The following is a 21,318-nucleotide window of genomic DNA, read 5'->3' as shown; positions in this document are numbered from 1 at the left end:
CGCGACCGGCTGCCGGCCGGGGCGGGGGAGCCCGGTGTGCCGCCCGGTCAGCCGGTGCGCAGCAGCGGCGGCAGGCCGGCCGCGTGCACCACGGGCGGATCGAAGGTGCGCATGGGGCGCAGGGTGAGGTCGGCCCGGATCGACCGGGACGGGCAGCCGACCGTCACCGGCCCGTGGTGGCCGACCAGCAGCGGTCGCACCCCGGTGGTCGACCGGCGGCGGTGCACCGCGTGGGCCAGGACGAACCAGGTGCCCGGCGGCACCGGGCCCAGCAGGTACGCGCCGGGGCCGGGCAGGACCGTGGAGCTGACCGGCTTTCCCTGCTGGATCCGCTCCGGGAACAGCCCCACGAAGATCCAGTCGGGCGCCTCGCCGGGAAGCGTCCTGATCTGTCCCCGCACGGTCGGGCCGGTGGCGTCGGCCGGGTCGGGGCGGATCGGGCACGGCGGCCGGTAGGGCAACTCCCGGCCGAGGGCGCGGCCGAGCCGGCGGAAGCTGGAGGGGGGCAGACCGACGCTGCTGCTGAACCGCGCGCTGAACGTGCCGACACTGGTGTAACCGACCTGGTGGCTGATGTCGGTGACACTCCACGAGGTGGCCAGCAGCAGGTGTTTGGCCCGCTGGAATCGGATCGCCGACAGAAAGCGCCCGGGTGACACTCCGGTTACCCTGTGGAACACCCGGCAGAAGTGGTACTTGCTCAGCAGGGCGGTTCGCGCCATCTCGTCCACGCTGAATTGCTTCCCCAGATTCTGGTGCATTTCGGCGATGACCCGCCGGACCGCCCTGCTGCTGTGGTCTTCCATCGTGCCCCCGGCGAGCGTAATGGTGGGTGCTGGTCTGTACGACGTGGATCGTCTGGCTGAGCTGCGACGATGCAGCGTCGTTCCGGTTCCGCGACGTCCCCCGGGGCGGAATCGGCAAATGGCGGTTGACGCCGACAAAAGGGTTTTGTCGGTTTTGTCGAATCAGCTGACCTCAATGCTAGGGCACCCTCTGAGCATGGTCAACGGCGCGAAATCCGAATGGCACTAACAGGTGTCTTTTCCGGATGCGTACCCCCTGTCTATCCGGTGATGATTGCCGTCATGGCCCGATGCGCCCGGCTCAATGATTGATGTCGGAAAAGCGCTGCGGGCGGATCGCCCGTCGCCATCCGGCGATTCGACCGTTGACCTGGGCAACGAGGAAGGTGCGCCGGACCCGGTGCCGGCGTCACGATGAGAGGCGTCCGCAAATGGGCAACGTGAGGACCGACAACGCCGACGACGACGAGGCCCGCCCCCGGCCCGGCCGACCCCGTACCGCCGCAGCGGACGGGGCGCACCGGACGCCCTCCGCCCTGGACGCCTGGGCGCGGGCGAACCGGCGTGGGCAGTGCGACTGGGCCGACCCGGAGACCGAGCCGCACCTGATCCGCGGTCTCGACTGAACCGGACCACCACGTCCGCGCCGGCCGCTGGAGGGAGAAGGACCGTGAAGGGAATCGTCCTGGCCGGAGGGTCGGGCACCCGGCTCTACCCGATGACCGTGCCGGTGTCCAAGCAGCTCCTGCCCGTCGGTGACAAGCCCATGATCTACTACCCGCTGTCGGTGCTCATGCTGGCCGGCGTCCGGGACATCCTGGTCATCGCCAAGCCGGCCGACCTGCCGCAGTTCCGCCTGCTGCTCGGCGACGGCTCCCGGCTCGGCCTGGCCATCTCCTACGCCGCGCAACCCGAGCCACGCGGCATCGCCGAGGCGTTCCTGATCGGGGCGGACCACGTCGCAGGCCACCCCAGCGCGCTGATCCTGGGCGACAACATCTTCCACGGCACCGCGTTCTCCCGGCTGCTGCGCGAGGAGACCGCCGCGGTCAGCGGCTGCACCCTGTTCGGCTACCCGGTCCACGACCCGCAGCGCTACGGCGTCGGCGTCACCGGCCCCGACGGCACCCTGCGCGACATCCAGGAGAAACCGTCCCAACCGCACTCCAACCGCGCCATCACCGGCCTGTACCTCTACGACCACGAGGTCGTCGACATCGCCAAGAACATCAGGCCGTCCCGCCGGGGAGAACTGGAGATCACCGACGTCAACCGGGTGTACGTCGACCGGGGTCGGGCCCGCCTGGTCGACCTCGGGCGCGGCTTCGCCTGGCTGGACACCGGCACCCCGGAGTCACTGCTACAGGCCAGCGTCTACGTGCAGACCATGCAGGAACGCCAGGGCGTCCGGATCGCCTGCCTGGAGGAGACGGCGCTGCGGATGGGCTACATCGACGCGGCGGCCTGCCACCGGCTCGGCGCCGCCATGGCCGGCTCCGACTACGGCCGCTACGTGATGGACATCGCCGAGGAGTTCGGCGCCTGACCCGTGCGGTGCCGCCCGTGCGGTCCGGCGTCGCGCCGCAGGCCCCCCGCCCGCCGCCGTCAGCCGGTGGCCAACGGCAGCCGGACGACGAACCGGCAGCCCTCGGCGACGTTGTGCACGTCCACCCGGCCGCCGTGCGCCTCGACCAGGCCGCGCACGATGGCCAGCCCCAACCCGCCGGAACCCGCCATCGGGCCGTTGCCCGCGTGCGGGGTGCGGGCCGGCTCGCCCCGGAACGCCACGTCGAACAACCGGGGCAGGTCGGCCTCGGGAATGCCGCCGCAGGTGTCGGCGACGGCCAGCCAGGCGACGTCGCCGTCGCGCCCGGCGTCGACCCGGACGGTGCCGTCGGCCGGCGTGTAGCGCACCGCGTTGAGCAGCAGGTTGCCCACCACCCGGCTCAGCTCGCGCTCGCTGGCGGTCACCGTGGGCCAGCCCGACTCGGCGGACAGCAGCCGGATGCGGCGCGCGGCGGCCAGCGGCGCGGTCCCGGCCAGGGCGTCGGAGACCACGTCACCCAGCGGCACCGCCGACAGTGACAGCCGCAATGCCCCGGCGTTGATCCGGGACAGCTCGAACAGGTCGTCGACCAGCCGGGTCATCCGGTCGGTCTCCACCCGGATCCGGCGGTGGTACTCGTCGACCGTCACCGGGTCGGCGACCACCCGGTCCTCCAGCGCCTCCGCCATCGCCCGTAACCCGGCCAGCGGGGTCCGCAGGTCGTGCGACACCCAGGCGACCAGGTCCCGGCGGCCCTTCTCGATCCGCCGCTCCCGGGCCCGCGCCTGGTCGGCCCAGACCGCCGCGGTGGCGAGCCGGCGGGCGAACAGCCAACCCACCGCGAGGCTGACCAGCGCCGCCGCCGAGACGGTGATCAGCACCACCTCCAGGTCGTGCGGGGAGAGGAACATCGCCTCGGCGATCACCGCGACCCCGGCCACCACGGCGCTCACCGTCATCGCCAGCAGCACCGTGACGTGCACGGTGATGGACCGGCCGCGCAGCAGCCGCAGCATCCCCGCGCCGAGCAGCCCCACCCCGCCGGCCGCGGCCAGCGCCGCCCCGAAGATCAACGCCAGGTCAGTCATCGGCCGGCTCGTACCGGTAACCCACACCCCAGACCGTGACGATGCGGCGCGGGTTGGCCGGGTCGTCCTCGATCTTCTCCCGCAGCCGGCGGACGTGCACGGTCACCGTGGACTGGTCGCCGAACCGCCACCCCCAGACCCGTTCCAGCAGCTCAGCGCGCGACAGCGCCCGGGCGGGATGCCCCATCAGGTGGGCGAGCAGGTCGAACTCGCGCAGGGTCAACGCCAGGTCGCGACCGTGCAACCGGGCCACCCGGGGACCGGTCAGCACGCTCAACCCGCCGTCGGTGAGCACCTGCGCCGTCGCCGTGACCGGCTCACCGCCGGCCCGGCGCAGCACCGAACGGACCCGCAGCACCAGCTCCCGGGGGGAGAACGGCTTGCTCAGGTAGTCGTCCGCACCCAGTTGCAGGCCGAGGATCCGGTCCGCCTCGTCACCCCGGGCCGTCAACATCACGATGGGTACGCCGTCCGGGCGCTGCCGCAACCGACGGCACACCTCCAACCCGTCCAGCACCGGCAGCATCACGTCCAGGACGACCAGCTGCGGAGGCGAGGCAGCCACCGCGGCGAGCGCGGCGGCCCCGTCCCCCACGTGGTCCACCTGGTAGCCGGCGTGCTCCAGATAGCGGCACACCACGTCGCTGACCGTCCGGTCGTCGTCGACCACCAGCACCCGTTGCGCCACCGGCACCTCCCTCTCGTGCCGGCCAGCGTAACGGCGCGACGGGCCGCCGAACCTTGCCAGCTGATTACGGTGCGCCGCTCAGGCCGCCCGGCGGTCCCGGGCCTGCGCGCCGTAGGGCTGCACCACGGCCCGGCCGGGCTCGTCCAGCTCGTCGAGACGCAGCCGCCATCGGGACCGGCCGGCCCGTCGTCCCTGCGGTGGGCCGCTCGGACGCGGACCGAGCCGGAACAACAGCACCGTGATCAGGTAACCGCCGACCAGGAACCCGTGGCTGACCAGCCGGGGCACCGCCACCTGCGCGGTGACCACGTCGTTGACCGACAGCAGGACCAGGGTCGCGACGAAGGCGCTCAGCATCGGCAGCAACCCGGCCGGCGGGGTACGGCGCAGCGCGACGAACAGGAAACCGGCGCCCACCGCGACGTTCCACGCCGCCGACTCGTGCCACAGGTGCTGCCCGGTCGGGTGCAGGTGCTCGGCGTTGACGCCCTGGCCCACCTGGGCCAGCCCGAGGGCGAGCTGGACCGCGCCGAGCAGCCCCAGGGCGACCCGCAGGCCGGCGGTCGACCCGCCACGCCACCGCTCGAACCGTCGTCGCCCCGGTGGCGGCACGGCGGCGAGGATCGACTCGGTCAGGTCGGGCACCGCCGCCACCACCCGGGTACGCGCCCGCCGGGTCACCATGGCGGCGACCTCGTGCCAGGCGCGGCAGTCCGGGCAACCGTCGAGGTGCGCCTGGACCGCGCCCCGCTCCTCGGCGGTCTCCTCCCCGTCGAGCTGGGCCGACAGGATCTCCCGCCAGGACGCGCACCGGTCGCTCATCCCGCCACTCCTCGTCCGTACCGTCGGCCGCTACCACGCAGCGTAGTGAACCGGACGGTCCCCTCGTCCGCATGGTACGGACCGGACCCGTCCGCCGGTTCACCCGTCGGCGCAGCGCTCCGAGAGGGCGTAGCGGACCAGCACCACGTCGCCGATCTGGCGTACCTCGGCGACCCGGGCCCGGCGACCCGGGTGCCACGGGAACGCACCGTCGCCGACGAACCGGGGGGCCCGTCGGTCGCCGACGAAGAACGGGGCGACCACCAGGTGCAGCTCGTCGGCGAGCCCGGCGGTGAGGAACTGGGCGTGCACCGTCGCGCCGCCCTCCACCATCAGCCGCTGCACCCCCCGGCCGGCCAGGTCCGCCAGGGCACGGGCCGGGTCCAGCGGGTCACCCGCGTCGACCACGGTGGCCGCCCCGGCGAGCAGCTCGGTGGTCTTGTCCACCGCCGGCCCCGCGCAGTAGACGATCTTCTCGGCGTCACCGACGGTGAAGAACCGGGCCGCCGGGTCCAGTAACCCCCGGGCGGTCATGGTCACCTTCACCGGTGACGGCGACAGGCCGGCGGCCTGCCGGGCGGCCCGCAGCCGCGCCGAGCGGACCACCAGCCGGGGGTCGTCCGCCCGGATCGTGCCCGCGCCGACCAGGATGGCGTCGCAACCGGCCCGGACGGCGTCGATGCGGTCCATGTCCTCCGCGTTGGACAGCAGCAGCCGCTGCTCGGTGGCGTCGTCGATGTAACCGTCGATCGACGTGGCGCAGCTGAGCAGCACGTACGGCCGCCCGGTCGACGCCGGCACGGCGGTGGTCGCCGTCCCCGCCGGTACGACACCCATCAGTTCAACGACGGCAGGTCGACGGCCCGGGCCGCGGCCCGGCTCGCCTTGGCCGCCAGGTAGTCGGCGTTGGCGGGGGACAGGAACACCCCGGTCGGCACCACATCGGCCACCGCCACGCCCAGCCGGGCCAGCTGTTCGGCCTTGTCCGGGTTGCTGCTCAGCAGCACCAGCTCCGGCACACCGAGCACCGCCAGCATCTGCGCGGCGGCCCGGTAGTCCCGTTCGTCTTCATCGTGCCCGAGCGCCACGTTCGCCTCGTAGGTGTCCAACCCGGCGTCCTGCAGGGCGTACGCGTCCAGCTTCGGGTAGAGGCCGATGCCGCGTCCCTCCTGACGCAGGTAGAGCAGGAAACCGCCCGCCTCGGTGATCCGCTGCACCGCCTCGCGCAGCTGCGGACCGCAGTCGCAGCGCTGGCTGCCGAAGACGTCCCCGGTCAGGCACTCACTGTGCGGGCGGACCAGCGGCGCCGCCCCGCCCGCCGCGTGCCTGCGCAGCGCGCCCGACCAGTCGCCCAGCCCGAACGCCAGGTGCTCCCGGCCGTCCACCAGCCCGTCGAACGAGAAGACCCGGGCGGTGGTGGCGAACCCGTCGGAGAACCGCAGGGGGACCGTGACCTGTGTCCGGACCGTCGCGGCCGGCAGTGCGTCGTACATGTGTCTCCTCTGTCAGGCGCTGCCGGCCAGCCCGGCAGCGGGTACCGGTGAGGAACCACCCTGAGTTCCCACCGTACGGTCACCCCGTCGTTCCCGCAGCGCGGACGGGCGACCCCGCAGCACCAGCACGGCGGCGCCCGGCAGGGCTGCCACCAGCACCAGCGCCCCGTACACCAGGGCGGTCGCCACCCCCTCGGCGGCACCGAGGCCGGCTGCCCCGAACGCCCAGGCGGCCATGCCCTCGCGCGGCCCGAAGCCCGCCATGTTGGCGGGCAGCCCCATCGCCAGCAGCGCGAGCAGCGTCAGCGGCACCAGCACCGACAGCGGCGCGGTGACCCCGGCCACCCGGCCCGCCAGCACGAACGTCGCCAGGTGGCAGCCGACCACCACGGTCGAGGCCAGCAGCACCCCCGGCCCGGTGCGCCGACCCAGCAGCCCGGCCCGCACGTCGGCGACGACGGCGCGCACCGCGCGGGCCCGCCGTGACGGCCCCGACCGGGGCAGCGCCCGGACCAGCACCACCAGCACCAGGCCCACCGCGACCGCCACCCCCGTCACCATCGGCAGGTACGGCCGCACCGGCGACGGCAGGGCCAGCAGCAGCACCACCGCGAGCACCACCTGGACCACCTGCCCGGCGGTCCGCTCCCAGACCACCGCCCGCACGGCCCGACCCAGGTCACCGGCCTCCCGGCCGTGGCGGACCGCCCGGTGCACGTCGCCGAGCACCCCGCCGGGCAGTGTCGCGTTGAGGAAGACCGCCCGGTAGCAGTCGGCCACCGCCGTGCCCAGCGGCAGCCGGATGCCGAGCGCCTCGGCGACCAGCCGCCACCGCCACGCGCAGCCGACCGTGGCCAGCGCGCCCAACGCCAGCGCGGTCAGCACCGCCGGGGTGTCGATCCGCCGCAGCCCGGCCAGCGCCGGGCCGGTGCCCAACCACCACAGTAGCGCCCCCACCAGGCCCACCCCGGCGAGGTTGCTCAGCCAGGCCCAGGCCGAGGAGCCCCGGGCCGCGGGGGAGGACGGGGTACGGGCGACAGCTGTGCCGGTGGGGTCCGGTGACACGCGGTTCCTCCTCGGGGATCTTGTCCTTTCTCACGTACCGGCCGGCGAACCGGTTCATTCCACCCCGGCGAGCAGGTCGTCGTGGCCGACGGTGACGGTGAGTCGACCGGCCAGCGCCTCGGCCCGTCGCCACCGGACGTAGTCGGCGGTCCGGTCGGCCAGCTCGGGCTGCTGCGCGAGCGCCGCGTCGAGCCAGCCGTCGAACCACTCGACGAGCAGCTCCGCCCGGTCCGGCCCGAGCCGCCACGGGCTCGGCCGCACGGTCACCGGTAGCCCGTGCCGGCCGAACTCCGCGACGGTCGCCGCCGCGGCGTCCGGCCCGAGCAGGTCCCGGCCGTCGACGGTACGCCGCTGGTGGGCGTCGAAGGCGGCGGCGATCTCGGCGTCCAGCGGGTCGGCCGGGTCGAACGCCACCCGACCGACCACGGAGAGCACGAACAGGCTCGGGCAGCCGACGCCCGCGCAGGCGCCCACCACCCGGCCGATCTCGTCGGCGCTGAACATGTCCAGCAGCGCCGACGCGGTGACCAGGTCGGCGTCGGCGAGGTCGGCGGCGGTCAACCGGGTGAGGTCGCCCTGCCGGGTGGTCACCTCGACCGGGCTGCCGTCGGCGGCGACCGGCACCGCCGCGCCGGCCCGCTCCAGCAACCCCGGGTCCCGGTCGTGCAGCACCCAGCGCTGCGGGCCGGGCAGCAACGGGGCCAGCCAGCGCAGCATCGAACCGGTCCCGCTGCCCAGGTCGTGCACCACCCACGGGCGGTCCCCGCGCAGCGACGTGACGGAACCGACCCCGGTCACCTGCATCCCGGGTCCCCCCTCACCGGCCGGCGACAGGCCCGCCGCACCGCCGGTTGCCGCACCCGGGCCACCGGTGGCGGTCGTCGGCATGCCGGAACCACCGGCACCCGCCGTGCCGGTGCCGGTGAGCCGGGCGCGGAGCAGGTCGACCAGCTCCCCGCTGCGGGCCTCGGCGTCGGCGGGCTCCCGCAGCCGCAGCCAGTCGGCGAACGGTTCGGTGGCGTACGCGGTCATGTCCTCACTCCGTCCAGCACCTGGGAGATCACGGTCGTGGTGGCCGGCCAGCCGGGCAGGTCGACCCGCCGGTCCCGGGCCGCCCGGCGGAGGCGGTCCCGCAGGTCGGCCGAGTGCAGCCAGCGCCGCAGGGCGCCGGCCAGGGCCACCGGGTCGTCCGGGGGCACCAGCATCCCGGGCGGGGTGCCGTCGCCGGCCCGGCCCAGCGCCTCGGGAACCCCACCGGCGGTGGTGCCCAGCACCGGCAGCCCCCGGGCCAGGGCCTCGACCACCACCATCCCGTACGTCTCGGCCCGCGACGGCAGGACCAGCAGATCCGCCCCCGCGTACGCCGCCGCCAACGCCGGCCCGGTCAGCGGACCGTGCCAGCGCACCCGCCCGGCCAGCCCGCCCCGGTCGACCCGCTGCCGCAGCGCCGCCACGAAGGCCGGATCGCGGTCCAGCGCGCCGACGCAGTCCAGGGTCCATGGCCGGCCGGCTAGCCCGGTCACGGCGTCGACCAGCACGTCGTGCCCCTTGACCGGGGTGACCGCCGCGACGCAGAGCAGCGCCGTGCCGGTGGCCGTGCCGGCGGCGACGTCCGCCGGGTCGACACCGGGAACGGCCACCGTCACCCGGTCCGGGTCGATCCGGTGCCGGGCCAGCAGCAGCTCCCGGGTCCAGCCACTGGTGGTGACGAGCGCGTCGGCGTGCGGCAGCCCGCGCGCCTCGGCGTCGTCACCGAGCGGCATGTGCACCAGCACCACCTGACGCAGCCGGCCGGCCTGCGCCGCCAGCAGCTCCGGCACGGCCGAGGCGACCAACCCGTCGTAGAGCACCGTCGTGCCCTCCGGCAGGGCCGCGAGCACCCCGGCCAGCCGGGCCCGCGCCGCCTCGTCGGGGTGCGGCCACGCCCCGGGCACCCCGTGCTCGCGCACCGTCCACCCGGTCGCCGCGAGCCCGGCGCAGACCCGCCGGTCGTAGGCGTTGCCGCCGCTGGGGGTGGCTGGATCGTCGATGTCGCCGGGCAGGACGACGTGCACCGCCGGCACGGGTTACAGCGACCGCTCGTAGCTGGCCCAGGCGATGTGCGACTCGTGCAGGGTGACGGTGATCCCGGCCAGCTCCCGGGCGCCCTCGCCCAGCCCACCGGCGTGCACCCGGTCGGCGAGCCGGTCGGCGACGGCCCGGCACAGCACCTCGGTGGTGGTGTTCTGCCCGGCGAAGGCCGGCTCCTCGTCCAGGTTGCGGTACGTCAGGTCGGCCAGCACCGCCTTCAGCTCGTCGATCGCCCGGCCGATGTCCACCACGATGCCGTCGGCGTCCAGCTCCGGGCGGCGGAAGGTGGCGTCGACGACGAAGGTCGCCCCGTGCAGCTTCTGGGCCGGCCCGAACACCTCGCCCCGGAAGCTGTGGGCGATCATGATGTGGTCCCGTACGGTCACGCTGAACACGGTGTCTCCTCGTCGTAGCTGATCAGATGGCACAGCGCGGGCAGCTCCCCCGAGGCCAGGCGGCCGAGCACCTCGGGCAGCTCCGCGAAGCGGGACCGCCCGGTCAGCAGCGCGTCGAACACCGGGTCGGCGAGCAGCTCCAGGGCGAGCGCCAGCCGGTCGGCGAAACCGCGCCGGGACGCCCGCGCCGGGGAGACCGTGCCGACCTGACTGCTGCGGACGGTCAACCGCCCGGCGTGGAACGCCCCACCCAGCGACAGCTCGACCGGCCGGTCGCCGTACCAGCTCAGCTCGACCACGGTGCCCTCCGGGGCGAGCAGGTCCAGGCTGCGCTGCAACCCGGCGGCGGTGGCGCTGGCGTGCACCACCAGGTCCCGTCCACCGGTCGCCGCCGCCGGCAGGGCGAAGTCGACGCCCAGCGCCGAGGCGACCGCCGCCCGCGCCGGATCGGCGTCGACCAGCTCCACCCGCACCCCGGGGAAACGGGCCAGCAGGGCCGCCACACTGCACCCCACCATCCCGCCGCCGACCACGCTGACCCGGTCGCCGACCAGCGGCGCGGCGTCCCACAGGGCGTTGACCGCCGTCTCCACCGTGCCGGCCAGCACCGCGCGGGCCGCCGGCACGTCGTCCGGCACCGGGGTCACCGCCGACGCCGGCACCACGTACGCGCTCTGGTGCGGGTGCAGGCAGAACACCGTCCGCCCGCGCAGCGCCGCCGGGCCGACCTCGACCACGCCGACGCTGAGGTAGCCATACTTGACCGGGGCGGGGAAGTCGCCCTCCTGGAACGGGGCACGCATCGCCGTGTACTGGCTCTCCGGCACGCCGCCGGTGAAGACCAGCGTCTCGGTGCCGCGGCTCACCCCGGAGTAGCGGCTGCGGACCAGCACGTCGTCGGGGCCGGGCGTGGGCAGGGTCACCGGCCGCAGCTCACCGACGCCGGGGGAGCGGAGCCAGAAGGCCCGGGCATCGCGGATCACGCGGGTTTTCTCCTCTTCTGCCGGCGGAACCGAACGAAACGGCCGCGTCCTGCGTACCCACTGCCGAGGTCGTCGATCATAAACACGGAGGCAGGGTGTCCAGGGTTCGAACCGGTCCGGTGCTCGGCCTGACCGTACAGACCGTCCTGCTGGCAGGGCTGGCCGCGACCGTCGGGCTCGACGTCGCCGGTTGGCTGGCCGGCCTCGGGTACGGCGTGGTCACCTGCGTCGCGTTGCAGCGCGGTCTGCGCCGCCGGGGGGTCGACCGGCTCGGGCCGGCCGACCGGGTGACGCTGACCCGGGGGGTGCTGGTCGGCGGGGTGACCGCCCTGGTCGTCACCGGTTTTTCCGAACCGGCCCCGCTGGCGGTGCTGGTGCCGATGACCGCGGTGGCGTTGGCGCTGGACGCGGTGGACGGCTGGGTGGCCCGGCGCACCGGCACGGTCAGCGCCCTCGGCGCACGTTTCGACATGGAGGTCGACGCGTTCCTCATCCTGGTGCTCAGCATCCAGGTGGCGCCGGCGGTGGGGCCGTGGGTGCTTGCCATCGGCGGCCTGCGGTACGCCTTCGTCGCCGCCGGCTGGTTGCTGCCCTGGATGCGTGGGGCGCTGCCGCCGCGCTTCTGGCGCAAGGTGGTCGCCGCCGCGCAGGGCGTGCTGCTGCTCGTGGTCGCCGCGGACGTGCTGGCCCGACCGTTGACCGCCGTGCTGGCGGCGGTGGCGCTGGCGTTGCTGGTCGAGTCGTTCGGTCACGACGTGGGCTGGCTCTGGTGGCACCGGTCGATCCGGCCCGTCAGGCCCGTCCTGCCAGTCAGGCCCGTCGCGCCGACCGCCGGCACGTCGATCTCCGTCCCGCGGGTGTCGCCGGTCGGGATGCTGCCGTCCGTACCATCGGTGCGGCCCGGGTGGAAGCCGTCGCCGACCGGCCGCCGTTCGTCGCCCACCAGCCGGTCTGATCCGGACCGTCGATCCGGCCCGGCCCTGCCGCCGGGCTCCCTGCCAGGAAGGACCTTCCGGAGTGTCGTTGTTGTCACGCCTGCGTCGCCCGAGCACGGCAACCGGGCGGGCCCCGCCCGGGCCGACCGGTCCACCCCGACCGGCGGGCCCGCCGGCGACGCGCCGACCCCGACCCCGCCGGAGGCGGACCCGACGACGCCGCAGGCCCCGGCGGCGGCCGGGCGGGCCCGGTGGCGGACCGTCGCGGTCCGGGTGACCACCGTGCTGGCCGGGATGCTGGTCCTGGCGGTGCTGACCGCACCGGACCGGCTCGACCAGGTCACCCCGGTCGCGTTCCTGCGGGTGCCGGTCGAGGGGCTGCTGGCTGCCGCCCTGCTGCTGGCGCTGCCCGGTCGGGCCCGACGGCCGGTCGCCGTGTCGATCGGGGTGGTGCTGGGGCTGGTCGCCATCGTCAAGGTGCTCGACCTGGGCATGTCGGCCAGCCTGGCCCGCCCGTTCGACCTGGTCCTCGACTGGGTGCTGCTCGACGACGGGTACGCCTTCCTCACCGACTCGGTGGGTACCGGCGGCGCGGTCGCCGCCGCCGTCGGGCTGGTCGCCCTGGTGGTCGCGTTGCTGGTGCTCACCAGCTGGTCGGTGCTGCGGTTGACCCGGGTGGCGGCCGGGCACCACCGGGTCGCCACCCGGGTCGTCGCCGGCCTCACCGCGCTGTGGGTGGCCGCCGCGACGCTCGGTGTGCCGGTCGCCGACTCCGGCACGGCGACCCTGGTCGGGCAGCACGTCGGTCAGGTCGGCGCGGGCCTGCGGGACCGTCGGGAGTTCACCGACCAGGTCACCCGGGACGCGTTCCGTGACACGCCCGGCGACCAGCTGCTCACCGCGCTGCGCGGCAAGGACGTGGTGCTGGCGTTCGTCGAGAGCTACGGCCGGGACGCGGTCGAGGACCCCGAGTTCGCCGGGCAGGTCGGTGCGGTGCTCGACGGTGGCACCCGGCGACTGGCCGCCGCCGGGTTCACCGCCCGCAGCGGCTTCCTGACCTCACCCACCGCCGGTGGCGGGAGCTGGCTGGCCCACGACACCCTGCTGTCCGGGCTGTGGATCAACAACCAGCAACGGCACGACAGCCTGCTGGCCAGTGACCGGTTGACCCTCAACGGGGCGTTCCGGCGGGCCGGCTGGCAGACGGTCGGGGTGATGCCGGCGGCCACCTCGCCCTGGCCGGAGGGGGCGTTCTTCGGCTACGACCGCTACCACGACGCGGCGGGGCTGGACTACCGGGGACCGCAGTTCAGCTACGCGCCGATGCCCGACCAGTACACCCTGTCCGCCTTCCAACGCCGGGAGCGGGCCAACCCTGACCACGCGCCGATCATGGCGCAGATTCCGCTGGTCTCCAGCCACTCCCCGTGGGTGGCGATCCCCCGCATGCTGGACTGGGACCACGTCGGGGACGGTTCGATCTACCGCCGGCCGACGTCGGTGGCGTTCAACCCGAAGAACGTGGTGGGGCGGAGCACCACCGAGGTGCGTACCGGTTACCGCCGGGCGATCGAATATTCGCTGAACAGCCTGATCTCCTACGTCCAGACGTACGGCGACGACGACCTGGTGCTGGTCTTCCTCGGTGACCACCAACCGTCCCCGCTGGTCACCGGCCCGAACGCCAGCCGGGACGTGCCGATCACGGTGGTCACCCGCGACCCGGCGGTGCTGGCCCGGGTGGGTGGCTGGGGCTGGCAGGAGGGGCTGCGTCCCGGCCCGGACGCGCCGGTGTGGCCGATGGACACCTTCCGGGACCGGTTCCTCACCACGTTCGGGCCGCAACCGCCGGCCCACGTCGCCGCGCCACGCTGACCCCGGCGGCGGCCGAGCGCGACGCCGGTCGGCGGCCCTGCACTGCGCTGGTCGGTGGCACTGCGCTGCGCCGCCGGCCCGGCACCCGGCTGATCCCCGGCGGCACCGACGCCGGGGATCAGCGCTTCGTGGACAGCCGCAGCGCGTTGCAGACGTCGGCCACGCCGGGCACCTGCCAGGCGACCTCACCGGCGAGCTGCCGGGCCTCGACGTCGGGCACCACGCCACCGAGGATCACCATCCGGTTCTGCACGGTGACGGTGATCCGTCGGGCCCGCACACCCACCCCGCCCACGATCCGGTACGCCACCTCGGCGGCCAGCCGGACGTCATCACCCGGTGGGCCGGGCGGGTCGGGCTCGGGACGCAACCAGCTGTCGTCGGGCAGCGGCCACGGCATCACCACGCCGCGCTCCTCTCCCGGGGCCGGTCGGCCGTGCCGGCCCGGGACCAGTCCACCGCCTCCTGACGGGTGTCGAAGACCGGGAAGACCCGGTCGAGCCGCATGGTGTGCAGAGCGGTGCGGACGAACCGGGACGGTCCGGCGAGGCTGAGCCGCCGGCCGCGTTGCCGGGCGTCCTGCCGGGCCCGGACCAGCACCCCGAGGGCGGTGGAGTCGATCAGGTGCACCCGGACCAGGTCGACCACCACGTGCCGGTCGGCGTCGACCGCCTCCGACAACGCGCCGTGCAGGTCGTCGCCGGTGGCGATGTCCAGGTCCCCGGCGGCGGTGACGATCGCCACCTGGTCGGTGTGCTCGACGCCGAGCACCCCGGGGGGGTCGGTGCGGCGGGGCGCGCGGGCCGGCACCGGGGCCGGTTCGGGGACCAGCTCGCAGCGGGGGCAGCGGTGCGGGCCGGTGGCGAACGGCGAACCGGTCCAGCCCTGCTCGGCGACGAACGTCCAGACCACCTCGGCGTCGGGCAGGACACAGGCCGGGCCGGTGGCGACCGTCCCGCAGCTGTCACAGATCAGGGTCATCATCGGGTCGTCCGGTACGACGGTCATCGGATCTCCTCCTTGAGGATGGCCGTGGCGGCCCGGTGGTCGCGGCGGCCCGGTGGTCGTGGCCCGGCGCGCGGTGGTCGACCGGAGACCCCGCATGCGCCGGACCACGACCGGTTCCGGTGGGTCAGGGCTCGGTGCGGCCGCCTGCGGTGCCGACGACCAGCGCCACGGCGACCCCGGCCAGGCCGACCTGCACGATCAGCTGCCGCAGCGTGTAGCCGTCACCGTCGATGCCGACCAGCCGACTCAGGATGGTGCCGAGCAGCGCGGCGACCAGGCCGACGGCGAGCGTGAGCCAGACCGGGACCTGCTTGCGGCCGGGGATGACGAGCCGGCCCAGCGTGCCGACCACGAGCCCCACGACGACGGCGGCGACGATGCCGGGCACGCTCATCGGCTGTGCTCCCGGACCCGCCGCGGCGCGGGTCGCCGGTGGACGGCGGACGGGACCAGCCCGTCGCCCACCGGCAGTGCCCTCGGGGTGGTGACCATGGGCAGCACCCGGGACACCCGGGCGGCACTCAGCACGCGCAACGCCCGAGGACTGGGGTCGCGCAGCGTCAGCACGCCGCCGTGGCGGGTCAGCTCCCGGTGCACGTCGAGCAGCAGCCCGACGGCGGCGGCGTCGAGGTGCCGGCATTCGGAGAGGTCCACCACCACGTGGGCCGGGCGCAACGCGACGAGCCGGTCGAAGACCTCCCGGGACCGGGCCAGCGCGGCCAGGTCCAGGTCGTCGGTGACGCACACCTCCACCAGCGGTACGGTGCACTCCGGGCGGGATGCTCCCACGATCGGCCTCCTTCCGGCTCGCTGTCCGGACCCAGCCTGGTGGGCGAGGTTGGCGGGGGCCGCGCGGACGTATGTCAGTTGCGTGACAAATTCCGCGTACGCCGAAGCCGGTTCGTCATCGTCGGCGCGCACCGGGCACGATTTCCCGATGGCGGGCGTACTGGTGATCGAGGACGACGACCGGATCCGTCTGGCGCTGCTGCTGGCCCTGGAGGACGAGGGCTATCTGGCGCGCGGGGCGGCCACGGCGGAGGAGGGGTTGCGGGCGCAGCGGCAGGAGGCGGCCGACTACGTGCTGGTGGACCTGATGCTGCCCGGCCTCGACGGTTTCGAGTGCATCCGGCAGTTGCGCCGCGACGACGACGTGCCGATCGTGGTGGTCAGCGCCCGCGACGACACCCACGACATCGTCGCCGCGTTGGAGGCGGGCGCGGACGACTACCTGGTCAAGCCGGTCGCCATCAAGGAACTCTCGGCCCGGTTGCGGGCGCTGCGCCGCCGGGGGCGTACCGCCGTCGCGCCGTCGGCGGCGGTGCCGGTGCTGGTCTTCGGCCGGTTGGAGATCAGCCCGGAGGCCGGTGAGGTGCGCCGGGCGGGACAGCCGGTGCCGGTGACCCGCACCGAGTTCCGGTTGCTCTGCGAGCTGGCCGAGCATGCCGGCCGGGTGCTGTCCCGCCAGCAGCTGCTCAGCCGGGTGTGGGGCTACGAGACCGGTGACGAGCGACTGGTCGACGTGCACGTGGGGCGGCTGCGGCAGAAGATCGAGGCCGACCCGGCCAACCCCCGGCACCTGGTGACCCTGCGGGGCCTCGGCTACAAGCTGCAACGATGAGGCGGCTCGGCCTGCGGGCCCGGGTCACCGCCGCGTTCGCGATCGGGGCGCTGCTGCTGTCGGCGCTGATGGCGTTGATCTCGTACGAGCTGGTGCGCCGTTCGCTGCTCGACGAGCGGGAGCGCACGGCGCTACGGGCGGCGTACTTCGACGCAGCGGTGGTGCGGGCCGGCCTGGACACCGACACCCCGGACGTCTACGAGGTGCTGCGCACCCTGGACACCGGTGGCACCCGCCGGGCGCTGGTGCACCGAGACGGCCGCTGGTACGCCCGCACCGCCGACGAGGGCCCGTCCGGGGCGGTGCCGGCGGGGCTGATGGCGATGGTCGCCGACGGTGAGCCGGCGGTGCAGCGGATCCGGGTCGACGGGCAACCGGCGCTGCTGGTGGGGGTGCCGCTGGCCGACTCGACCGGTTACTACGAGATCACCTCGCTGCGGGAGCTGGAGCAGACCTTCCAGGTGCTGGCGCTGGCGCTGACCGTGGTGGCGGTCACCGTGGCCGGCTCCGGTGCGGCACTGGGCTGGTACGCCACCCGGCACGGGCTGCGCCCGTTGACGGCGGTGGCCGACGCGGCGGAGAAGATCGCGGCGGGGGACGTGACCGCCCGGCTCGCCCCGGGCACCGACCCGGACCTGGCCCGGCTCTCCACCTCGTTCAACCGGATGGCCGACGAGGTGGCGGTCCGCATCGAACGGGACCGCCGGTTCGCCGCCGACGTCGCCCACGAGCTGCGCTCACCCCTGCAGACGCTGTCGGCGGCGGCCAGCGTGCTGTCCCGGCGTCGCGACGGGTTGGACGACCGGACGGCCACCGCCGCCGGCCTGGTCAGCGAGGAGATCACCCGGTTCCAACGGCTGGTCAACGACCTGATCGAGTTGGCCCGCAGTGACCGGCCGGTGCAGCGGGAGGAGGTCGACGTGCTGGCGTTGGCCCGGGGGGTGTGCCGGGGGCGGGGGCTGCCCGAGTCACTGGTCCAGCCCGGCCCACCCGCGCCGGGGCGATGGTCGGTGGACCCTCGGCGGGTGGAGCAGGTGCTGGTCAACCTGCTGGACAACGCGGTCCGCTACGGCGGTGGCCCGGTCGCGGTGCGGCTGTGGGTGTCCGACGGGGTCGGGGTGGTGGAGGTCGACGACGAGGGGCCGGGGGTGCCGGTGGCCGACCGGGAAGTGGTCTTCGACCGGTTCGTCCGGGGTCGGGCCGCGCACGACCGGGCCGGCGGGGACGGCACCGGCCTGGGGTTGGCGCTGGTCGCCCAGCACGCCGCCGCGCATGGTGGCCGGGCCGGTGTCGGTGACCGGCCCGGCGGCGGCGCCCGGTTCCGGGTGGAGCTGCCGGGGGCCCGGCCGTGACCCGCCCGCTGCGTTCCCCGGCGGTGACCCGGCGGTTGCCGTGGTCGTGGCGGTGGCTGCTGCCGGCGGTGGCGGCCCTGCTGCTCGCCGGGTGCGGGGTGCCGGCCGACGATCGGCCCCGGGCCGTCGAGCCGCCGTTCGGGCCGCCGGCCGCACCGGCGGCGAGCAGTGTGCCGGGTCGGGTGGAACAGGCGTTCTGCCTGGTCCGCGCCGGTCGACTGGTCCGGGTGGTCCGGCAGGTCGACGCGTCCGGCGGGGTGGACGGGCACCTGCGGCGGCTGCTGGCCGGCCCCGACGACGCGGAGCGGGTGGCCGGCCTCGGCACCGCCCTGCCCGGTGCGGTGCACGTGCTGGGCGCCCGGCTGGTCGACGGGCGGGCCCAGGTGGAGGTGGAGCCACTGGGGGAGGAGTCCGGTCGCAGCGACGAGGTGCTGGCCTACGGTCAGATCGTCTGCACCCTGGACAGCCGACCGGACGTCGCCGGGGTGTCGTTCCTGCGGCGGGGCCGGCCGCTGGAGGTGCCCCGGGCCGACGGTTCGCTGTCGTCGGGCCCGTTTACCGCCGCCGACTACCCCGCCGCCACCGGTCCGGACTGACGACCGCGCCGGGCCCGGGGTACGACCAGCGGGGTGCCGGTCTCCGGGTCCTCGACGATCCGGCAGGGCAGCCCGAACACCTCCTCGACGAGCGCGGCGGTGACCACCTCGCGCGGGTCCCCCTGGGCCACCACCCGACCGTCGCGCATGGCGATCAGGTGGGTGGCGTAGCGGGCGGCGTGGTGCAGGTCGTGCAGCACCGCGACCAGGGTGCGGCCCTGCTCCTCGTGCAGTCGGGCGCACAGGTCGAGCACCTCGATCTGGTGCGCGACGTCCAGGTAGGTGGTGGGTTCGTCGAGCAGCAGCAGGGAGGTCTGCTGGGCCAGCGCCATCGCGATCCAGACCCGCTGCCGCTGCCCGCCGGAGAGTTCGTCGACGGGTCGGTCGGCCAGCTCACCGACGCCGGTGGCGGCCATCGACGCGGTCACCACCTGTTCGTCCTGCGTGGACCACTGGCGCAGCAGGCCCTGGTGGGGGTAGCGGCCCCGGGCGACCAGGTCGGCCACGGTGATGCCCTCCGGGGCGACCGACGACTGCGGGAGCAGGCCGAGGGTGCGGGCCACCTCCCGGGAGCGCAGCGAGTGGATGTCGCGGCCGTCGAGCAGCACCGTGCCGGCGGTCGGTCGCAGCGTGCGGGCCAGGGCCCGCAGCAGGGTGGACTTGCCGCAGGCGTTGGGGCCGATCACCACCGTGAACGACCGGTCGGGCACGGCGACCGACAGGTCCCGGGCCACCACCCGCCGCTCGTAGGCCAGGGTCAGCCCGACCCCACCGAGTCGACTGTCCTCGGTCACCGTGTCCTCCTCAGATCCGGGCCGCGCGTCCCTGCGCGGCGAGCAACCACACCAGGTAGGCCCCGCCGACCAGGCCGGTGACCACCCCGACGGGCAGTTGGTGGCCGTCGATCGCCCGCTGCGCGGCCAGGTCGGCGGCGAGCAGCAGCACCGCCCCGGTCGCGGCGGCGGCGGCCAGGTTGGGGCCGGGCGCCCGGGTGAGCCGGCGGGCCAGGTGCGGCGCGACCAGGGCGACGAACGAGACCGGCCCGGCGGCGGCGGCCGCCCCGGCGGCGAGCAGCACCGCCGCCCCGAGCAGCAGTTGCCGCACCAGCGACACCGGCACCCCGAGCGCGGTGGCGGTGTCGTCACCCAGTTCGATCACCGACAGCGCCCGGGCGGTGCCGACCACCACCGGCGTCAGCAGCGCCAGCAGGCCGAGCAGCGGGACGGCCTGCGCCCAGCCCCGCCCGTCGAGGCTGCCGGTGAGCCAGAGCACCGCGCGGGCCGCGTCCATCAGCGGGGCCCGGGTGAGCAGCCAGCCGTTGACGCCGGTGAGGATCGCCGTGGTGCCGATGCCGACCAGCACCAGCCGGTAGCCGTGCAGGCCGTGCCGGCCGGCCACCGCCCACAGCAGCAGGCCGGTGGCGAGGCCGCCGAGCAGCGCCGCGCCGGACAGCAGCAGGGTGCCGCCCCCGGCAACCACCACGATCAGCGCACCGGTGGCCGCGCCCTGGGTGACCCCGAGCACGTCGGGGCTGCCCAGCGGGTTGCGGACCAGCGACTGGAGGACCGCGCCGGACAGCGCCAGGGCGGCGCCGACGGCGAGCGCGGTCACCAGTCGGGGCAACCGCAGCTCACCGACGATGAAGTCCTCGGCGGCGCTACCGCCGCCGGTGAGGGTGCGCAGCACGTCGGTGGGGCTCATCGGGTAGTCGCCGCCACCGATGGCGAGCACCCCGAGGACGACGGCCAGGGCGGTGGCCCCCAGTCCGACCACCAGGGACCGGCCGCGCCAGCGCACCGAGCGGGTGCCGATGCGGACCACCCGGGACGGTGGGCGGGTCGGTGCGGCGGTGGCGCGGGCGCGGCTCATCGGCGGGCCACCAGACGCAGGAACAGCGGCCCGCCGAGCACGGCGGTGACCAGGCCGACCTGGAGTTCACCGGGTCGACCGAGGACCCGGCCGAGCACGTCGGCGCCGAGCAGCAGCACCGGGGCGAGCACCGCCGCGTAGGGCAGCAGCCAGCGCAGGTCGGGGCCGGTCAGGGCGCGGACCAGGTGGGGGACGAGCAGGCCGACGAAGACGATCGGGCCGCAGGCGGCGGTGGCCGCGCCGCAGAGCAGGGTGACCGCGGTGACGGTGCCGGCCCGGACCAGGGCGGGGCGGGCGCCGAGCGCGCGGGCCGCGTCGTCGCCGAGGGCCAGGGCGTTGAGTGGGCGGGCCCCGGCCAGCCCGACCAGCAGGCCGGCCAGGATGAACGGGGCCACCGTGGCGACGGTGGTGAAGTCGGCGTTGACCAGCGAGCCGACGGTCCAGAACCGCAGCCGGTCCAGCGCTGCCGCGTCGAGCAGCATCACCGCGCTGACGTACGAGTAGAGCACCGCGTTGAGGGCGGCCCCGGCCAGCGCCAGCCGCTGCGGGGTGGCCTGCCGGCCGCCGCCGACCGCGTGCACCGCCACGGTGACGACGACCGCGCCGAGCAGGGCGAACCAGATCCAACCCCGCACCGTCGCGACGCCGAGCAGCGCGGTGCTGGTGGCCACGGCGGCCGACGCTCCGGCGTTGATGCCGAGCAGACCGGGGTCGGCGAGGGGGTTGCGGGTGAGGGCCTGCATCAGCGCGCCGGCCACCCCGAGGGCGGCCCCGGCGAGCAGCCCGAGCAGGGTACGGGGCAGCCGCATCTGCTGCACCACCGCATGCTCGGGGGAGGTGGGGGAGGTCAGACCGTGCCACACCTCGACCAGGGTGAGCTGTTTCGCGCCGACGGCGATGCTCAGCACCGCCACCGCGACGAGCAGCAGCAGGCCCGCGCCGAGCCCGGCGGTCCGGACGCCGGTGCGCCGACGGTTCGTCGTCGCTCCCGGCAGGACGGTGGGTGGGGACAGGGTGGCGGACAGTGTCGGCTCCAGGGGGCGAGAGTGGCGCGCGCCGATTGTTGACAGCGATTTAGGTTAGGTTACCCTAACCATGCCGTCGCG

24 protein-coding genes are annotated in these 21,318 nt (G+C 75.0%); 6 read left to right on the top strand and 18 right to left on the bottom strand.

Annotated elements, in window-relative coordinates; genetic code table 11:
• Positions 1-47: 47 nt before the first annotated feature.
• Positions 48-761 (bottom strand): AraC family transcriptional regulator, encoded by a 714-nt coding sequence (locus J7462_RS06375; protein ID WP_279632697.1) that lies wholly within the window; start codon positions 759-761, stop codon positions 48-50.
• 476 nt (positions 762-1,237) lie between these two features.
• Between J7462_RS06375 and J7462_RS06370 the strand changes: the two genes are divergently transcribed.
• Positions 1,238-1,432: a hypothetical protein gene (locus J7462_RS06370; RefSeq protein WP_219462621.1), complete on the top strand. Its 195-nt coding sequence runs from the start codon at positions 1,238-1,240 to the stop codon at positions 1,430-1,432.
• Positions 1,433-1,476: 44 nt separating this feature from the next.
• Positions 1,477-2,352, top strand: coding sequence for a glucose-1-phosphate thymidylyltransferase RfbA (gene rfbA, locus J7462_RS06365; RefSeq protein ID WP_219462618.1), 876 nt, complete (start codon positions 1,477-1,479; stop codon positions 2,350-2,352).
• A 59-nt stretch (positions 2,353-2,411) separates the two neighbouring features.
• On the opposite strand, the gene J7462_RS06360 is transcribed toward rfbA, so the two are convergent.
• The 10 genes from J7462_RS06360 to J7462_RS06310 all read right to left on the bottom strand — a co-directional run bounded on the left by J7462_RS06360 (position 2,412) and on the right by J7462_RS06310 (position 10,956).
• Positions 2,412-3,440: a sensor histidine kinase KdpD gene (locus J7462_RS06360; protein WP_219462615.1), complete on the bottom strand. Its 1,029-nt coding sequence runs from the start codon at positions 3,438-3,440 to the stop codon at positions 2,412-2,414.
• Positions 3,433-4,128 carry a response regulator transcription factor gene (locus J7462_RS06355; protein WP_208566612.1) on the bottom strand — a complete coding sequence of 232 codons (696 nt, stop codon included), beginning with the start codon at positions 4,126-4,128 and terminating at the stop codon, positions 3,433-3,435. Before J7462_RS06355 ends, J7462_RS06360 begins: the two co-directional genes overlap by 8 nt.
• A 78-nt stretch (positions 4,129-4,206) precedes the next feature.
• Positions 4,207-4,950, bottom strand: coding sequence for a zf-HC2 domain-containing protein (locus tag J7462_RS06350; protein WP_219462613.1), 744 nt, complete (start codon positions 4,948-4,950; stop codon positions 4,207-4,209).
• Between the two features lie 99 nt (positions 4,951-5,049).
• The gene (locus tag J7462_RS06345; RefSeq protein WP_219462611.1) at positions 5,050-5,787 is read right to left on the bottom strand and encodes a dihydrofolate reductase family protein; all 738 of its coding nucleotides are present in this window, start codon (positions 5,785-5,787) and stop codon (positions 5,050-5,052) included.
• Positions 5,787-6,443 carry a GTP cyclohydrolase II gene (gene ribA / locus J7462_RS06340; protein ID WP_219462608.1) on the bottom strand — a complete coding sequence of 219 codons (657 nt, stop codon included), beginning with the start codon at positions 6,441-6,443 and terminating at the stop codon, positions 5,787-5,789. Before ribA ends, J7462_RS06345 begins: the two co-directional genes overlap by 1 nt.
• A gap of 12 nt (positions 6,444-6,455) precedes the next feature.
• Complete coding sequence (locus J7462_RS06335) at positions 6,456-7,427, bottom strand: lysylphosphatidylglycerol synthase domain-containing protein (RefSeq protein ID WP_374197565.1); 972 nt, start codon at positions 7,425-7,427, stop codon at positions 6,456-6,458.
• A gap of 135 nt (positions 7,428-7,562) precedes the next feature.
• Positions 7,563-8,540, bottom strand: coding sequence for a class I SAM-dependent methyltransferase (locus J7462_RS06330; RefSeq protein ID WP_255597606.1), 978 nt, complete (start codon positions 8,538-8,540; stop codon positions 7,563-7,565).
• Positions 8,537-9,571 carry a glycosyltransferase family 4 protein gene (locus tag J7462_RS06320; protein WP_219462605.1) on the bottom strand — a complete coding sequence of 345 codons (1,035 nt, stop codon included), beginning with the start codon at positions 9,569-9,571 and terminating at the stop codon, positions 8,537-8,539. The genes J7462_RS06330 and J7462_RS06320 overlap by 4 nt, the downstream gene beginning before the upstream one ends.
• Before the next feature lie 3 nt (positions 9,572-9,574).
• A complete protein-coding gene (locus J7462_RS06315; protein WP_219462602.1) occupies positions 9,575-9,973 on the bottom strand; it encodes a 6-carboxytetrahydropterin synthase in 399 nt (132 codons plus the stop codon).
• Positions 9,961-10,956, bottom strand: a complete 996-nt coding sequence (locus J7462_RS06310) for a zinc-binding alcohol dehydrogenase (protein ID WP_208566604.1) — start codon at positions 10,954-10,956, stop codon at positions 9,961-9,963. The genes J7462_RS06315 and J7462_RS06310 overlap by 13 nt, the downstream gene beginning before the upstream one ends.
• A gap of 95 nt (positions 10,957-11,051) precedes the next feature.
• Here J7462_RS06310 and J7462_RS31895 point away from each other — a divergent pair, with 95 nt between their 5' ends.
• Entirely contained in the window at positions 11,052-13,766 is a 2,715-nt protein-coding gene (locus J7462_RS31895; RefSeq protein WP_308290782.1) for a CDP-alcohol phosphatidyltransferase family protein, read from the top strand.
• Between the two features lie 118 nt (positions 13,767-13,884).
• Here J7462_RS31895 and J7462_RS06300 read toward each other — a convergent pair whose 3' ends face one another.
• From J7462_RS06300 to J7462_RS06285, 4 genes are all read right to left on the bottom strand, one after another.
• A complete protein-coding gene (locus J7462_RS06300) occupies positions 13,885-14,172 on the bottom strand; it encodes a BON domain-containing protein (protein ID WP_219462601.1) in 288 nt (95 codons plus the stop codon).
• Positions 14,166-14,774: an STAS domain-containing protein gene (locus J7462_RS06295; protein ID WP_219462599.1), complete on the bottom strand. Its 609-nt coding sequence runs from the start codon at positions 14,772-14,774 to the stop codon at positions 14,166-14,168. The genes J7462_RS06300 and J7462_RS06295 overlap by 7 nt, the downstream gene beginning before the upstream one ends.
• Positions 14,775-14,898: 124 nt before the next feature.
• Complete coding sequence (locus tag J7462_RS06290; protein WP_208566599.1) at positions 14,899-15,168, bottom strand: GlsB/YeaQ/YmgE family stress response membrane protein; 270 nt, start codon at positions 15,166-15,168, stop codon at positions 14,899-14,901.
• Positions 15,165-15,563 (bottom strand): STAS domain-containing protein, encoded by a 399-nt coding sequence (locus J7462_RS06285; protein ID WP_308290781.1) that lies wholly within the window; start codon positions 15,561-15,563, stop codon positions 15,165-15,167. The genes J7462_RS06290 and J7462_RS06285 overlap by 4 nt, the downstream gene beginning before the upstream one ends.
• Before the next feature lie 148 nt (positions 15,564-15,711).
• Between J7462_RS06285 and J7462_RS06280 the strand changes: the two genes are divergently transcribed.
• From J7462_RS06280 to J7462_RS06270, 3 genes are read left to right on the top strand one after another with little or no spacing between them, the layout of a single operon-like run.
• Entirely contained in the window at positions 15,712-16,395 is a 684-nt protein-coding gene (locus J7462_RS06280) for a response regulator transcription factor (protein ID WP_219462596.1), read from the top strand.
• Positions 16,392-17,747, top strand: coding sequence for a cell wall metabolism sensor histidine kinase WalK (locus J7462_RS06275; RefSeq protein WP_208566597.1), 1,356 nt, complete (start codon positions 16,392-16,394; stop codon positions 17,745-17,747). Before J7462_RS06280 ends, J7462_RS06275 begins: the two co-directional genes overlap by 4 nt.
• 35 nt (positions 17,748-17,782) lie before the next feature.
• Positions 17,783-18,343, top strand: a complete 561-nt coding sequence (locus J7462_RS06270; protein ID WP_374197564.1) for a GerMN domain-containing protein — start codon at positions 17,783-17,785, stop codon at positions 18,341-18,343.
• Here J7462_RS06270 and J7462_RS06265 read toward each other — a convergent pair.
• Genes J7462_RS06265 through J7462_RS06255 form a run of 3 tightly spaced genes read right to left on the bottom strand, consistent with a single transcriptional unit; the run spans position 18,316 to position 21,282 of the window.
• Entirely contained in the window at positions 18,316-19,104 is a 789-nt protein-coding gene (locus J7462_RS06265) for an ABC transporter ATP-binding protein (protein ID WP_219470065.1), read from the bottom strand. The two genes, J7462_RS06270 and J7462_RS06265, sit on opposite strands and share 28 nt — an antisense overlap.
• Before the next feature lie 43 nt (positions 19,105-19,147).
• Positions 19,148-20,212 carry an iron chelate uptake ABC transporter family permease subunit gene (locus J7462_RS06260; protein WP_219462594.1) on the bottom strand — a complete coding sequence of 355 codons (1,065 nt, stop codon included), beginning with the start codon at positions 20,210-20,212 and terminating at the stop codon, positions 19,148-19,150.
• The gene (locus J7462_RS06255) at positions 20,209-21,282 is read right to left on the bottom strand and encodes a FecCD family ABC transporter permease (RefSeq protein WP_374197563.1); all 1,074 of its coding nucleotides are present in this window, start codon (positions 21,280-21,282) and stop codon (positions 20,209-20,211) included. Before J7462_RS06255 ends, J7462_RS06260 begins: the two co-directional genes overlap by 4 nt.
• Between the last annotated feature and the right edge of the window lie 36 nt (positions 21,283-21,318).

The organism is Micromonospora sp. RL09-050-HVF-A (genome assembly GCF_019374995.1).
In the GTDB taxonomy this organism is placed as follows: domain Bacteria; phylum Actinomycetota; class Actinomycetes; order Mycobacteriales; family Micromonosporaceae; genus Micromonospora; species Micromonospora antibiotica.
The sequence above is the reverse complement of the archived record's forward strand: the minus strand, read 5'-3'. Positions and strand labels throughout refer to the sequence as shown.

Excerpts from the sequence above, each read along its gene's own strand:
- J7462_RS06375 (WP_279632697.1), bottom strand. The coding sequence starts at position 761 with ATGCACCAGAATCTGGGGAAGCAATTCAGCGTGGACGAGATGGCGCGA.
- J7462_RS06370 (WP_219462621.1), top strand. The coding sequence starts at position 1,238 with ATGGGCAACGTGAGGACCGACAACGCCGACGACGACGAGGCCCGCCCC.
- J7462_RS06360 (WP_219462615.1), bottom strand. The coding sequence starts at position 3,440 with ATGACTGACCTGGCGTTGATCTTCGGGGCGGCGCTGGCCGCGGCCGGC.
- J7462_RS06350 (WP_219462613.1), bottom strand. The coding sequence starts at position 4,950 with ATGAGCGACCGGTGCGCGTCCTGGCGGGAGATCCTGTCGGCCCAGCTC.
- J7462_RS06345 (WP_219462611.1), bottom strand. The coding sequence starts at position 5,787 with ATGGGTGTCGTACCGGCGGGGACGGCGACCACCGCCGTGCCGGCGTCG.
- ribA (WP_219462608.1), bottom strand. The coding sequence starts at position 6,443 with ATGTACGACGCACTGCCGGCCGCGACGGTCCGGACACAGGTCACGGTC.
- J7462_RS06330 (WP_255597606.1), bottom strand. The coding sequence starts at position 8,540 with ATGACCGCGTACGCCACCGAACCGTTCGCCGACTGGCTGCGGCTGCGG.
- J7462_RS06295 (WP_219462599.1), bottom strand. The coding sequence starts at position 14,774 with ATGACCGTCGTACCGGACGACCCGATGATGACCCTGATCTGTGACAGC.
- J7462_RS06290 (WP_208566599.1), bottom strand. The coding sequence starts at position 15,168 with ATGAGCGTGCCCGGCATCGTCGCCGCCGTCGTCGTGGGGCTCGTGGTC.
- J7462_RS06280 (WP_219462596.1), top strand. The coding sequence starts at position 15,712 with ATGGCGGGCGTACTGGTGATCGAGGACGACGACCGGATCCGTCTGGCG.
- J7462_RS06275 (WP_208566597.1), top strand. The coding sequence starts at position 16,392 with ATGAGGCGGCTCGGCCTGCGGGCCCGGGTCACCGCCGCGTTCGCGATC.
- J7462_RS06260 (WP_219462594.1), bottom strand. The coding sequence starts at position 20,212 with ATGAGCCGCGCCCGCGCCACCGCCGCACCGACCCGCCCACCGTCCCGG.